Origin of the sequence: Paraburkholderia unamae (assembly GCF_003268775.1) — a bacterium.
Lineage (GTDB): Bacteria > Pseudomonadota > Gammaproteobacteria > Burkholderiales > Burkholderiaceae > Paraburkholderia > Paraburkholderia unamae.
In genome coordinates, this window is record NZ_QLSU01000046.1 from 52,459 (window position 1) to 65,593 (window position 13,135).

The following is a 13,135-nucleotide window of genomic DNA, read 5'->3' on the forward strand; positions in this document are numbered from 1 at the left end:
GAACGAAGGATGGAAGCGAACCACCTTCATCCCTAACGTACGAAAAAATCCGCTTCTTGACGGCACCCCGAAAGCGTCACAGCGACAGTCATCATTCGTTTGCTTGCTCTCATGCGACCCCGCATAAATTCTCAGGATCCGCGTCAGATAGACCCGTCTCGCGCCGCGTCGGCGGGAGCGAGCGGGTAAAGATACTCATCGAATTCGTCGAGCGAACGGAACGAAAGCGTTTGACGCGTCTGCCAGTTCTTGACGTCCTGCTCGAATCGCTTCAGCACATCGGCGCGCTCCAGTTCGCTGATGTAAGGAACGTGGTAGCCGAAGAACGGCTTCAACACGTCGAATCCCACATAGGCCAACGTGCCGCGAAACAGATGCGTCAGCATGATGTCGATTTCATCATGCACGGCGTCCTTGCCGAACATATGCGGACGACCGCCGAGCGTCGCGGTCACCCACGCACGCTTGCCCTTCAAGCCACCGCGATCGTAAAAGCGCATGCCGCCATAAAACTGGCCCGAGAGAAATACGCGGTCGATCCAGCCCTTCAGGATCGCGGGCGTCGAGAACCAGAAGATAGGGAAATTCAGGATCACGAGGTCCGCCCACAGGACGTTTTCGACTTCCTCGATGATGTCCGGCGACAGCGTTCCGCCTATGCGTCCCGCACGCTGCTCCTTAGCGTACACAAGATAGCCCGGATCCTCACGCGTACCGAAGTCTGTTGAACTTGCAACGGGATTGAATCCCTTCGCATATAGATCGGATGTGCGCACCTCGTGGCCCAAATCGATCAGGACCTTCTGCGCTGCATGAAACATCGACGAAGTGAACGACTTGGGCTCCGGATGCGCATGTACCAGGAGCACCCGTCGCCGCGTTCCTTCTTCCTGCATAGACATAATTTTCCTCATCTATGAATAACTACGGATACCGAATTGAAATTATGAAAAGGAGGGATCGCTTCATTCACTTCACCTCCCGGATGTGCTGCGCTATTGGCAACCGCCGATGTGAAGCATGTGCCTATGGTCAGCCCCCCCAATCCTGATAAAACAGGACCGGATCGCCCATTTTGTCCACCGTCGCCGAAGTCAGCGCCGAGCGATCCTCACGCTGCTGGACCTTCAACCACTTCCCGGCCGCGCCATTCGTCAACACGAGGCCATCGAGGCCAACCTCAAGCAGGCGGTTACACGTATAGCATCATGACCGGTTCGCTTGCGGCCACCTCCTCGTCGTTAGACGCTGCCAGTACGCCCGCGTTACCCGCCGCGAGGTGCACGGTAATTCCCGGGGACGGATGCGTTTCACGATAAGCCTTTACGTCGTCGAGAATCAGGTTGATCGTCGTGGCCTTGTAGCCGGTCGGGAACAGATGAACCGCCGTCATGCTGCATTCCGCTTTTATGAAGTCCTTCATACGGTCCACGTCGACCGACACCGCACCGTAGTTCTCGGAGTCGATCGGAACGACGTTCATCTTCGGATAGTGCGCGTCGTATCCATGGTTAGCGGCGTCGCGCAGTTCGATTGGACCGACACCATTGACCCGTATAAGCGCCTATAGTCCGGCGGATTGCCGCGATGCTGATCCGGGGAGAGTGAGGTATAGGTGTGCAACGAGCAAAACCCTGGCGTTTCAGGCCTCCTTCTGCAGCAGCCGATGATAAGCGCGCCCGTGATACACCAGCCCCGATCTCGAGGAACCAAGATGCACCGCCTGCACGGCGCAGAAGAAAACCGTGTGTGTGCCGATGTCGATGCTTCGGTCCACCGTGCAGTCGAGACTCGCAGCCGCAGTTGCCAGCACCGGCGCACCTGTGACGAGACGGATCCACTTGGCGTACGTGAAGCGCTCGGTCATCTGGACATCCCCTTTGCCCGCGAAGATCGGTGCAAGCTCCTCATGCTCATGGGAAAGAACGTTGATGCAGATGATGCCCGCCGTGCTGAAGTGGCCATATTGACGGCTGGACCGGCCTATGCAAACGAGCACCGTAGCAGGGTCGTCGGTCACGGAGCAGACTGCGGACACCGTCATGCCGACATCGCCCGAAGGTGTCGTAGTGGTGATGATATTCACCGCAGCTCCGATACGGGCCATGGCCTCCCGGAAGGTAGTGCGGTCAGGGGAAAGTGCTATCACGGCTGTATCTCTCTCGGTTGACGCAACGGTGCTGCGGCTTCATGACCGCAGCGCCACAGGGACTTCCATGCAGCAACGCAGTGAAGTACTCGTGGCGTTGCACCAGTCATGGCCAGCGCCGCACCGTCAGTGGGTTCTCGCTGCCAGTTGCGCTGCTGGCGCCTCTTATTGCTGGTGAACAGAAGCTGCCGGCCCTGAACCGGCAAGCTGCTCTTTGATCAACTGCTCTTCGGCATCGTCGTAAAGACCGGCAATAATGCTCTCGTAGCGTGCCATCAGCGGCTTGCGGCGCTTCTTGCGCGTTGCGGTCATCACCCCGTTTTCCGGTGTGAGTTCCTCGGGCAATATCCTGAATGCCTTGATCTGCTCTGCCCGCGCCAACTTCGCATTGGCTTTTTCCACTTCTGCGCGGATCAGGTCGATAACGATCGCCGAGGTGGCCAGGTCAGCGTAGCGTGTGACCGAAGCGTCGCGCGTCCTGGCCCAGTCCATGGTGAGCGTGCCGTCGACTTCGATCAACGCCGTCAGATACTTGCGCCCTTCGCCAATCACCATCGCCTCCGTAATGTATGGGCTCTCGCGAAGTTCGTTTTCGATCTGAACCGGGCTAATGGATTTGCCGGCGGCGGTGTTAATAAGCTCTTTCTTTCGGTCGATCAGCTTGTATGAACCGTCCGCGCCCACGTCCACGATGTCGCCGGTATGCAGCCAACCGTCCCGCAACGCGGAGTTCGTTTCAGCTTCCTTATTCCAGTAGCCGATGAACAGTCCCGGACCCCGAACGATCATTTCCCCGTCCGGCAACACGCGTGTTTCCCATGCGGCGTCGTCAAGCGGCACACCGGAGTTTCCAGGCCTCGACCAGTCACTCACCTGCGCGAGGTTTCCGCCGACCATCTCCGTTTGCCCGTAATTCTCTTTCAGGTTGACGCCCCACAATTGGAACAGCGTGACGACCTCGGGTGGCACTGGAGCGGACGCCGTATACGGATAGCGTAAATCGTCGAAGCCGATTCTGGCCAGCAAGGGCTTGAAAATAAGCTCGCGGCAGATGGTGTAGAGCTGTTCCTTGAATGGGTCGCTGCTGCCTGCGTCCAATCGATCGGCCAGTACTTCCCGAGCTATGCCAAGTGCGAGCTTGTAGTTTCTCTGCTCGGCTTCAGAGCAGCCATTCACATGGTTGATGATCTGGGTCGCGAACTTCTGATAGAAGCGCGGCGGCGCCATATAGGAGGTCGGTCTGACTTCCTGAATGCACTTCGCGAAATCGGCCGACACGTCGACGAAGTAAGATACCGTCTTCGCCATCAACGGCAGCGTCATGGCCTGAATGCGCGCCACCGTGTGCGAAAGCGGTAGATGGATCACCATGCGCTGCGGTTCGGACAGTATCGCCGGACAGAAGGTTGGCCAAGTGAACGCGCCCGCCAGCATCGACAGATGCGTCAGCATCGCACCTTTGGGCGCCCCCGTGGTACCCGAGGTGTAACCCAGGCTCACCAGGTCTGTCGACTTCGCAAGCTCGGACTGCTCACGCAGATAAGCGACTTCGTCCCCAGCAAAATGCAAGGCGAACTCGGCAAGGGAAACGACATTCGTACCGGTTTCGCCAGGCGTGCTCTTCCAGCCCGGATCGAGCACCACGATTTTGAGGAGCCTGCGGGACGTATCGGCCGCTTCCAAAATCCGAAGCTGTTCAGCGCTTCCGGCAAAAGCGAGTCTTGCCCCTGAATCCTCCAGATAGTAGCGGACCTCCTCGACCGACGCGGTGAAATAAACGCCTACCGTGACCGCTCCCGAGCAGATCGTCGCCATATCGGCGATGACCCACTCCTGGGATACGTCGCCCATGATGGCAATCCGTTCGCCTCTTGCTACACCGGCCTCCCTGAGCGCGGCAGATACGGAACAGACTGCGTTCGCATAGCCTTTCCAGGTAGTTGGTATCCACTCTCCGGCACGCCTCTGAAAGAAGGCGTTTGCCTCGGCGTTGTTCTTCACCCGCTCGATCAGCAAAGCCGGAATAGTGGTGGTGGCGAACTGACTGCCCGAAGTCCACGGTGCCACGGTCATTTGTAGTTGTCTCCAAAGCGCTTGCGCTTTTCAGCGAACGAAGCCACCGCTTCGCGGCGCTCGGGGGAATTGAAAGTTAACGTTTCCAGAGCGGTCGACGTATCGAGAAGCAGGTGGGCATTCTGCTTGACGAGCTTGTTGACGCAGTATTTCGTCCAGACGACCGCATCGCGCGGACCGCTCGCGAGCAGTTCCGCGTAATCGATCGTCGCCTCCAGCAGCTTGTCGCTTTCGACGATCTTGTTGATCATGCCCATCGCCAGTGCCTCCTCGGCACTGACGAAGTCGCCCGTCATCAGATAGTGCCGAGCGCGGACCGGCCCGAGAAGAAGCGGCCAGATCACCGCACCACCGTCGCCCGCGACGACACCGGCATTGACGTGCGTATCGGCGAACCGTGCGGTCGGGCTCGCATAAATCATGTCGCAGAACAGCGCGAGTGTGGCGCCCAGACCCACGGCTACGCCATTGACCGCCGCCACGATCGGCACCTCGACCTCGAGCATGTTTCTCACGAGGTGGCGACCACCGCGCGTCGCCGACGGGATATCGCCATTGTCGATCGACTTCTGATCGCCGCCGGAGCAGAAACCGCGGCCGGCGCCGGTCAGAACGATCGCCTTGACCGATTTGTTGTGATCCAGATCGACGAATACCCGTTCCAGCTCGCTGTGCATGTCCCAATTGATAGCGTTCAGGATTTCCGGGCGATTCATCGTGACGATCGCGACACCGGAGGACCGTTGTTCGACATTCAGATACTGATAGCGCGAAGACGTCTTCATACGTAGGTTCATCCTTGAGTTTGCTGCGGGTTCGAGGCCTGCGGGCGCATGGCGCGAATCTTCTCGAGCAACTCGTCCGTTGGGCGGACGATATTGTTGCGATCGTTGAAATGAGGAATCACGTAGCGGCCGACCATCTCGATCGCCGACATGATCTGCTCGTGCGGTACCGAGTCGATATGCAGCAGCACCTCGTCAATTCCGAGCTTCTCGTATTGCTCCAATTGACGGATGACGGTATCGGGACTTCCGCACACCGTCGTAGCGGATTCGTTCAGGAGGTAATCCCAGTCCTCGGTAGCACGTTGCATCGAGGGCACGCTTTCCGCCATATACGCATAGTTGTCCGCGAGTTTGGCGAGCCGCGGATAGGCATCGGTCGAGATGCGCGCATAGTTCATGATCGGGCCGGCGTAGATATCCTTGGCTTCCTGGTCGGTTTTTCCGATACCGATGAAGAGCGGCATGCCGGCACGCGGCTTGTGCAACGGTCCGGTCTCATCGCGCTTCCAGCTTTTCCAATAGGTGTCCAGCAGACCCTTCTGCTTTTCCCATCCCTGATAAATGGCATGGCTCATCACCGCAAGGCCTTCCGAGCCGGCCCAAGCGTGGCTATTCGCGCTGGTTGCGGCAACGCCGAGCACTGGATACGGTTTTTGCATGGGCTTCGGCACGAGTGACCGGGGCGGCACCTGGTAATACTTTCCTTCGAAGGTGAAAACGTCTTCACGCATCGCTTTACGCAACAGCGCCATTCCCTCTTCCATCTGCGGCTGGGTTTCATCGGGCGATACGTTGAACGCGCGCATTGCGATCGTTGTGTTGGCGCGACCGCAATACATCTCCATCCGTCCGTTGGAGAGGATGTCGGTTGCCGCCAATCGCTCTGCGGTACGCAATGCGTGATTGATGGCCTTGGGCATCAAGGCCACCGCAGGACGAAGCTTGATTCGCGAAGTGACGGCCGCGAGATAACCAAAAACCACTTCAGGAGCCGAACTCGACACGCCGCCAAGCGCAAAGTGTTGCTCCGACAGAGCAACAAAATCGAATCCCATTTGCTCCGCGAGAAGTGTTTCTCGAACCAGTTCGCGAAGCCTGTTCGAGTAGCTATGCCCGACCTGTGTCTCCTGCTCGGACCAAAAACCGATTTTCAATGGCATTTTCTTTTCCTTGACAGTGATAAGTTGAAAAATCATGGCGAGCGCGAACCGTTTCCGAGGCTCGGTCAGTTTCTTGCCGTTAAACTATGAGCATCACCATGCGCTTGATTTATAAATATCTCTTCTATATCAATAGGTATGCTTATCGATACAGACACCGCTTCAACTTTTAAATATCTTTGCTTTGCTGAATAAATATTGCCGCATATCTCACAGCATTTTTTATTCTTTTTATGTCACTACCTTGTCGATACCGGCAGATCATGCTGCCAGCGCGCCGGACCTTCTACGTCAATGATTCGGCCGCAAATGCCGACGCGAGAAGTCTGGCCGTTGCACGCAGACAGGTCTCGCCAATCTCTCGTGACGATCCTCGCGCATCGCCGAGCACGCCGTTTCGGGAGATGGACGCCACACCTTCCTTCCACATCAGATTCAATTGCTCGGTCGTCATGAAGCCCACATGACCAGCCACGAATTGGCCGTGTCGGACGCTGTCGGGGTGGAGATGGATCATGAGGGAGGTTTCGGCGATGTCGGCATGTCCGCCGACGGATTCCGGATCGCCACCGGCTTCTTCGACCGCCAGCCGCCATTCACGCAGCCACGCCTGATGATCCGTATAGGCAAGAACCTGGACGTCCGGCCCAACCGCTTCTCTCAAATCCGGCAACATCGCATGAAGGGCATTGAAGTTGCCGACATGAGCTGAGAAAAGGTAGATGCGCTTGAATCCGTGTTTCGCGAGGCTCACGCAGTAATCGTGGCAGAGCGCGGCATACGTTTGCTCCTGCAATGAGATCGTGCCCGGGAAGGCCATGTGGTGCTTCGAGCATCCCACCTGTATGGTCGGCGCGATCAAGGTTCGGCCTAGCAAAGTGGCGATTTCCACCGCCAGTGCTTCAGCATGATCGGCATCCATGCTCAGGGGTAGATGGGGTCCGTGCTGCTCGATTGCTCCGCAAGGAATGATGACGCCATCAAACTGCGTGGCCAATGCGGCCGTCACGTCCTCGTACGTCATGCGCGCGAGATGCAGCGTTTCCGGTGGTTGGAGATTACTCACGATTGGGCCTTCTTGTTGCGGGTCAGAAATTGGGATCTTGCGTCCGCGGACTTCGAGTTGCCGAGATATCCACGCAGGTCATCGAGCGTCATCTGTAGCAGCGCTGCGTCCTTCATCTGTGAACTCTCGCGCAGCGTTCTCTTGATGGCGGCGAAGAGTTGCCGATCTTTGCTGCAAAGCTCGCGGCATTTGGCAAGCGCGTCTCGCAGCACTTCGTCACGCGTGGATATCGCGTCCACCGCCCCCATCGCGAGCGCATCGCCAGCGGGGACCAGCGCGCCTGTATACAGCAGCGAACGCGCGGCACGTTGACCAAGCAAGGTCGCCGCGTGGCGCATGCCTTTTGCCGCGGGCAACAAGCCGTGATTGATCTCCGGAAATCCCAGCCGGGATTCGGCGGACGCGACGACGTAATCGGCATGCAGGATCATCTCGAATCCCGCGCCCACCGCATAGCCATTGACCGCGCACACGAGCGGGCTCGGATACTGCTCGAGTTGCCCCAAAAACGCGTGGAACGCTTCCATGCGCGACAGAGCGAGTTCATGGTCCGCCACTTCATTGATATCGCCGCCGGCACAAAAGAACTTCTCTCCCGCCCCCGTGAGCACGATGCCGGGTGGCACGTTTTCCTGAGCGAGGTCGCTGAAGGTGGAAATCAATGCGGTGATGAGTGGTTCACTAAGCGCGTTCGCCGGTGGCCGGCTTATCGTCAACTGCACGAGGTCGGCATCAATGTGTGTGCAAATCAGTTCGTCGGTTTTCATACCTGATGCCTCGTCATTTTTCATGTGGTTAGTGTATGTGCAGAGAGGCCAAATTTAATTTTGATTTTTCCGAGCCATCGTTAATTCGGCGGATTAAAATCGCGTCATTCAGATGGCCCACCGAATGTTGCGCTGAGAACGGCGACTCATGAACTCACCGAGGCCGGGCAGTTGCAGAAAGCGAGTGAACCGTGAAACCAGAAACGCCTGAAATCCGTACGTCCACTTCGCCAGCCATGGCAGACGAGGTGAAGATCAACTATCAACCGTTCGATCCGGATTCCGTCGATTTGCCAGTCATTTCCGTTCTTCTGGAGACCAGTGGAAAAGAGGACGAATTGCCGATGCACGTTCATCGCAAGGGGCAAATGGTCGTCGCATTGAGAGGCTCGGTCATGTGTCGATCACCGAACGGATGGTGGATTGTCCCGCCCAACGGCGCAGTGTGGATTCCTGGCGGCATTCCTCATAGCAATCATGCTTCCGATTCCGCCAAGCTGTACGTCATCTTCATTCCGCCGGACGAAGCAGATCTGCCCACCGATTGCCGCAGCTTTACGATTACGCCGCTCATCCGTGAGTTGATCCGTTCACTGGCCAGATTGCCGCCCGACTATCCCAAGGAAGGCCCCGCGAGTCGGCTCGCCAGAGTGTTGCTGGATCAGCTTGCGCAACTGGCGCCCGACGACGTCTTTCTCCCCATCTCCGACAATCATCGGCTTCAACAGATCGCTTCGTCGTTGCTCGACAATCCCGGCGACCGCAGCACGATCGCGGAATGGGGACGCCGGTATGCGATGAGCGAACGTACGCTCGCGCGGTTGGTGCTCAGCGAAACCGGCATGACATTCGGGCGCTGGCGCGAGCGTTTGCATATCATCATCGCGCTTCAGCGATTGTCGGCGGGAGCGTCGGTTCACGCCGTATCGCTCGAACTTGGCTATGAAGGTCCCAATTCGTTCATCACCATGTTCAAGAAGACCATGGGACAAAGTCCCGGCAAATTTCGAGTGGACAAGATGGATCCTTCTTCGCCTTGATCAAAACGCGGCGGCTGGCGACACACCGCATCGTCTTTCATAGCTGGCGCGCACGCTCCCGCAAGATGAACTTCTGGATCTTGCCGGTCGAGGTCTTCGGCAGTGGCATGAAGACGATGGTCTTGGGAATCTTGAAATGTGCCATCCGCTCGCGGCAGAAAGCGATAATGTCCGATTCGGTCACGACCGAATCGTCTTTGAGCGTGATGAAAGCGCAAGGTGTCTCGCCCCACTTCTCGTCAGGACGAGCGACGATTGCCGCCTCCAGAACAGCGGGATGGGAATACAGCATGTCCTCGATCTCGATCGACGAAATGTTTTCGCCTCCCGAGATAATGATGTCCTTCGAGCGATCCTTGATTTCCAGGTAGCCATCGGAATGCCACACCCCGAGATCGCCAGTATGAAACCACCCACCCGCAAATGCCTCTACCGTGGCATCCAGATTCTTCAGGTAGCCCTTCATGACGTTGTTGCCGCGAAGAAAGACCTCACCGAGCGTCTGCCCATCTTTTGGAACGGGCTCCAGCGTATCCGGGTGTGCCACCATCATCGCCTCGAGTGCAGGTCCGCGTACACCCTGGCGGGCCTTGAGTTGCGCTTTCGCATCGAGATCGAGAGCATTCCACGACTCGCGCCACACGCATTGCACGGCTGGCCCATACGACTCGGTCAGCCCATAGACATGCGTCACTTCCCAGCCCATGCGCTCCATGCCGGCGATCACCGGAGCGGGCGGTGGCGCACCGCCGGTCATGACCTTGACTACGTGACGAATGCCCGCTTTCAACTCCGGCGCGGCGTTATTGATCATGTTCAACACCACGGAGGCGGCACAGAAATGCGTGACCGCCTCCGTTCGGATGGCGGCGAGAATCGGCTCAGCCCGCGTATGGCGCAGAAAGACGCTGGTGCCTGCCACCAACGCCATGGTCCAGGGAAAGCACCAGCCATTGCAATGAAACATCGGCAAGGTCCATAAATAGGTCGCGTCCCCGTCCAGATGCCACGATAGTGCATTCGACACGGCGTTGAGATATGCGCCGCGATGGTGATACACCACGCCTTTTGGATTGCCCGTCGTGCCCGACGTGTAGTTCAAGGCAATGGCCAGCCATTCGTCTTCGGGCATCGCGAGCGAGAACTCCGTGTGGGTTGCCTCCCGCAGCAACGCTTCATAGTCTTTTTCGCCGAGCAGATCGCCATCTCCGAACTGAGGATCGTCAATGTCGATAACCTGAATGACGCGGCCAAGACTTGCAAGCGCCTTCTTCACTGTCGGCGAGAACTCGCGATCGGTGATCAGCAGTTTCGCCTCGCCGTGGTTGAGAATGAAAGCGATCGTGTCGGCATCGAGCCGTGTGTTGATGGTGTTCAGTACAGCGCCGCAAAGCGGTACACCGAAATGCGCCTCGAACAGTTCCGGCGTATTGGCCGCGATCATCGCCACCGTATCGCCCTTGCCAATGCCGCGCCCGAGCAGCGCACCGGCGAGTAGCCGGCAACGTCGATACGTTTCGGCCCAGTCGCGGCGAATCGTGCCATGAATGACGGCCGTGCGCTCCGGCCAGATAGACGCGGCGCGTTCGAGAAACGTCAGCGGTGACAAAGCAATGAAATTCGCCGGGTCGCGCTCGAGTCCGATCATATAGGGATTGTCTGCCGTTATTTTCATGCGGGCCGCCCCGCGGCTATGGCGCTCGCGCGCTCGCCGAAGATGCCAAGGTTTTCTGCGTGTCTCATCTATCCTCCTTAAGTTGTTTTTATAGTCACGAAACGCTCTCAATTGAGCGGCCCGACTTCATCTGAAAAAATGCCACTGCGCCCCGCGGAAGATCCCAATTTCTTCCTCGACACGGCGGCACTACGGGACAGCGTCAAACCTCCTGATAGTCGCAGATACGCTCTATTTTTCTCTGCTCCACCACGTTCAAACCGTAGCCCTCCAGGCCCACAATCGTTCTTTCGTGATTGGAGAGCAGGATCATGTTCTTCACGCCGAGCTCGGTGAGAATTTGCGCGCCTATTCCGTAATCACGCAGTTCCGGCTCGGCAGGCGTGGGGTGCATCATGGAACGCACACGTTCCGACACGGCCGTGAGGCGCGACTCGCGTATCAGCACGATGACGCCACGGTTCTCGTCCGCCAGCAAACGCGCGGCGCCGCGTAGAGACGCGAGGTGGTGACCGCCAATGACGTCGTTCATGGTATCCATCGCATGCATGCGAACGAGAACGGGGTCAGCTCCCCGCAGATCACCCATGACAAAGGCAATATGCTCGACCTGATCGACCCGATTCCGGTAGACGACGATCCGCCAATGCCTTCCATTCGGCTCGGTAAAGCTGCCGTTTTCAACGGCCTCCACGAGCCGTTCCGTTCGTCGGCGATACGCGATGAGATCGGCGATCGTGCCGAGTTTCAGCTTATGTCGCCGTGAAAAGGCGATGAGGTCCGGCAGCCTCGCCATGGTGCCGTCGTCGTTCATGATTTCGCAGATCGCGCCGGCCGGCGCGAGTCCGGCCAGACGGGCGATATCTACTGCGGCCTCGGTGTGGCCGGCACGCACGAGCGTACCGCCTTCGCGCGCCATGAGCGGAAAGACATGCCCGGGTGAGACGATCTCGTCGCGCCCCGTTTCCGGATTGATGGCAATCGCAATCGTGCGGGAACGGTCGGCCGCCGAGATGCCCGTACTCACGCCATCACGCGCCTCGATCGACACCGTGAAAGCCGTTTCGTGCCGCGAGCCGTTGATCCGGCTCATCAAATGAAGACCCAATGATTCGCAGCGCGCGCGTGTCATCGCGAGGCAGATCAAACCACGCGCATGCGTCGCCATGAAGTTGACGGCGTCGGGCGTGGCGAACTGGGCTGGAATAATAAGGTCTCCTTCGTTCTCGCGATCCTCGTCGTCGACCAGAATGAACATGCGACCGGCTCGCGCCTCTTCGATAATTTCCGACGCCGTAGCGATGTCGGCGCGCGAATCCAGCGGCTGACGGGTCGATGTTGTGTTACTCATGAGTACACCTCACGCGATGGGGTCACGACGCTTGCGCCAGACCGTGAATCTGGATAGGCCGCGTCGTGTCGATAGGGAGCGTCGTTTTGTTGGCAAGCCGTTTGAGGACGACGTTCGAGCGAACGCTGGCCACGCCGGGAAGCGACGTCAGCTTGTGTGTGATGATGTGTTCGAGTTCGACGAGATCTCTGGCCACCACGCGCAGGAGATAGTCGGTTTGCCCGGTCATCATGAAGCAGTCCATGACCTCGGTGACGCCTCTCACCGTGTCGGCGAAACTCTCCCGCGCATGCATGCCCTGCCGCTCCAGACCGATCTCGACGATCGCCATGACGCCCAGGCCGAGTAGGGAGGCATCGAGAACGGCGACGCGCCGGCTGATCACACCAAGACGCTCCAGATTCCTGACTCTGACGAGACAGGGAGAGGGTGACAAGTTGACTCGAGCCGCCAGCTCGAGATTCGTCAAACTCGAATCCTCCTGAAGTTCACTCAGGATGCTAAGGTCTATCCTATCCAGCGCAACGCTCATGGCCCGGGTCTCCTCTTCGCCTAAAACCAGGGTGCCCCGAGGTTCGAACGTTCGCTTTCGATCAGAACATCGATTTCCGCTCCAGCACGCATTCGAACAACAGCACCTGATGAACGAGTTTATGCCAGCCGGCTTCGCGGGAAATTCCGATAAAAAGCCGAGTTATCACCAAAAACAGACATTTTCGCCCACACGCGGGAAAACCCGCTATTCGTCACACTAGCGAAACGTAAGCTGAGATAGCCATCAGGCCTTTCTGGGCGGCGGCAGGTCGGTACAGACGCCTTCATACAGCTCGGCGGCCATACCGGTCGATTCGCCCAGCGTTGGGTGCGGGTGAATCGTCTTGCCGATGTCGGTCGCATCCGCGCCCATTTCCACGGCGAGGCACACTTCGCTGATGAGGTCGCCCGCGTTCAGGCCGACGATGCCGCCGCCGATCACGCGATGCGTCTCTTCGTCGAAGATCAGCTTGGTGAAGCCCTCGTCGCGGCCGTTGGCGATCGCGCGGCCCGATGCGGCCCACGGGAACAC

The 13,135-nt window shown here is 58.2% G+C and carries 13 protein-coding genes; 1 reads left to right on the top strand and 12 read right to left on the bottom strand.

Annotated features, from left to right (window positions below; all coding sequences use genetic code 11):
* Window positions 1–143: 143 nt before the first annotated feature.
* The 8 genes from C7401_RS41390 to C7401_RS41425 form a co-directional block, all read right to left on the bottom strand.
* On the bottom strand, window positions 144–896 hold the full coding sequence (locus C7401_RS41390; protein WP_112177836.1) for an NAD(P)H-dependent oxidoreductase: 753 nt from the start codon (window positions 894–896) through the stop codon (window positions 144–146).
* Between the two features lie 296 nt (window positions 897–1,192).
* Entirely contained in the window at window positions 1,193–1,483 is a 291-nt protein-coding gene (locus C7401_RS41395) for a hypothetical protein (protein WP_244315082.1), read from the bottom strand.
* 159 nt (window positions 1,484–1,642) lie between these two features.
* Window positions 1,643–2,107: a flavin reductase family protein gene (locus C7401_RS41400; protein ID WP_208949093.1), complete on the bottom strand. Its 465-nt coding sequence runs from the start codon at window positions 2,105–2,107 to the stop codon at window positions 1,643–1,645.
* Window positions 2,108–2,314: 207 nt separating this feature from the next.
* Window positions 2,315–4,222 (bottom strand): AMP-dependent synthetase/ligase, encoded by a 1,908-nt coding sequence (locus C7401_RS41405; protein WP_112177837.1) that lies wholly within the window; start codon window positions 4,220–4,222, stop codon window positions 2,315–2,317.
* A complete protein-coding gene (locus C7401_RS41410; protein ID WP_112177838.1) occupies window positions 4,219–5,007 on the bottom strand; it encodes an enoyl-CoA hydratase/isomerase family protein in 789 nt (262 codons plus the stop codon). The genes C7401_RS41405 and C7401_RS41410 overlap by 4 nt, the downstream gene beginning before the upstream one ends.
* Before the next feature lie 8 nt (window positions 5,008–5,015).
* Complete coding sequence (locus C7401_RS41415; protein WP_258397436.1) at window positions 5,016–6,206, bottom strand: LLM class flavin-dependent oxidoreductase; 1,191 nt, start codon at window positions 6,204–6,206, stop codon at window positions 5,016–5,018.
* 250 nt (window positions 6,207–6,456) lie between these two features.
* Window positions 6,457–7,236, bottom strand: coding sequence for a creatininase family protein (locus C7401_RS41420; RefSeq protein ID WP_112177840.1), 780 nt, complete (start codon window positions 7,234–7,236; stop codon window positions 6,457–6,459).
* The gene (locus tag C7401_RS41425) at window positions 7,233–8,003 is read right to left on the bottom strand and encodes an enoyl-CoA hydratase/isomerase family protein (protein WP_112177841.1); all 771 of its coding nucleotides are present in this window, start codon (window positions 8,001–8,003) and stop codon (window positions 7,233–7,235) included. Before C7401_RS41425 ends, C7401_RS41420 begins: the two co-directional genes overlap by 4 nt.
* A 191-nt stretch (window positions 8,004–8,194) precedes the next feature.
* Here C7401_RS41425 and C7401_RS41430 point away from each other — a divergent pair, with 191 nt between their 5' ends.
* Window positions 8,195–9,043: an AraC family transcriptional regulator gene (locus C7401_RS41430; RefSeq protein WP_258397437.1), complete on the top strand. Its 849-nt coding sequence runs from the start codon at window positions 8,195–8,197 to the stop codon at window positions 9,041–9,043.
* 37 nt (window positions 9,044–9,080) lie between these two features.
* Here C7401_RS41430 and C7401_RS41435 read toward each other — a convergent pair whose 3' ends face one another.
* The 4 genes from C7401_RS41435 to C7401_RS41450 form a co-directional block, all read right to left on the bottom strand.
* Entirely contained in the window at window positions 9,081–10,718 is a 1,638-nt protein-coding gene (locus C7401_RS41435) for an acyl-CoA synthetase (protein ID WP_112177843.1), read from the bottom strand.
* Between the two features lie 202 nt (window positions 10,719–10,920).
* Window positions 10,921–12,069 (bottom strand): 3,4-dihydroxy-2-butanone-4-phosphate synthase, encoded by a 1,149-nt coding sequence (ribB, locus tag C7401_RS41440; RefSeq protein ID WP_112177844.1) that lies wholly within the window; start codon window positions 12,067–12,069, stop codon window positions 10,921–10,923.
* A gap of 22 nt (window positions 12,070–12,091) precedes the next feature.
* Window positions 12,092–12,601 carry an Lrp/AsnC family transcriptional regulator gene (locus C7401_RS41445; RefSeq protein ID WP_112177845.1) on the bottom strand — a complete coding sequence of 170 codons (510 nt, stop codon included), beginning with the start codon at window positions 12,599–12,601 and terminating at the stop codon, window positions 12,092–12,094.
* Between the two features lie 246 nt (window positions 12,602–12,847).
* The coding region (locus tag C7401_RS41450) for an oxidoreductase dimerization domain-containing protein (RefSeq protein ID WP_507763447.1) at window positions 12,848–13,135 on the bottom strand (288 nt) is incomplete at its 5' end.

Excerpts from the sequence above, each read along its gene's own strand:
- C7401_RS41390 (WP_112177836.1), bottom strand. The coding sequence starts at position 896 with ATGCAGGAAGAAGGAACGCGGCGACGGGTGCTCCTGGTACATGCGCAT.
- C7401_RS41395 (WP_244315082.1), bottom strand. The coding sequence starts at position 1,483 with ATGAACGTCGTTCCGATCGACTCCGAGAACTACGGTGCGGTGTCGGTC.
- C7401_RS41400 (WP_208949093.1), bottom strand. The coding sequence starts at position 2,107 with ATGGCCCGTATCGGAGCTGCGGTGAATATCATCACCACTACGACACCT.
- C7401_RS41405 (WP_112177837.1), bottom strand. The coding sequence starts at position 4,222 with ATGACCGTGGCACCGTGGACTTCGGGCAGTCAGTTCGCCACCACCACT.
- C7401_RS41410 (WP_112177838.1), bottom strand. The coding sequence starts at position 5,007 with ATGAAGACGTCTTCGCGCTATCAGTATCTGAATGTCGAACAACGGTCC.
- C7401_RS41415 (WP_258397436.1), bottom strand. The coding sequence starts at position 6,206 with ATGATTTTTCAACTTATCACTGTCAAGGAAAAGAAAATGCCATTGAAA.
- C7401_RS41425 (WP_112177841.1), bottom strand. The coding sequence starts at position 8,003 with ATGAAAACCGACGAACTGATTTGCACACACATTGATGCCGACCTCGTG.
- C7401_RS41435 (WP_112177843.1), bottom strand. The coding sequence starts at position 10,718 with ATGAAAATAACGGCAGACAATCCCTATATGATCGGACTCGAGCGCGAC.
- ribB (WP_112177844.1), bottom strand. The coding sequence starts at position 12,069 with ATGAGTAACACAACATCGACCCGTCAGCCGCTGGATTCGCGCGCCGAC.
- C7401_RS41445 (WP_112177845.1), bottom strand. The coding sequence starts at position 12,601 with ATGAGCGTTGCGCTGGATAGGATAGACCTTAGCATCCTGAGTGAACTT.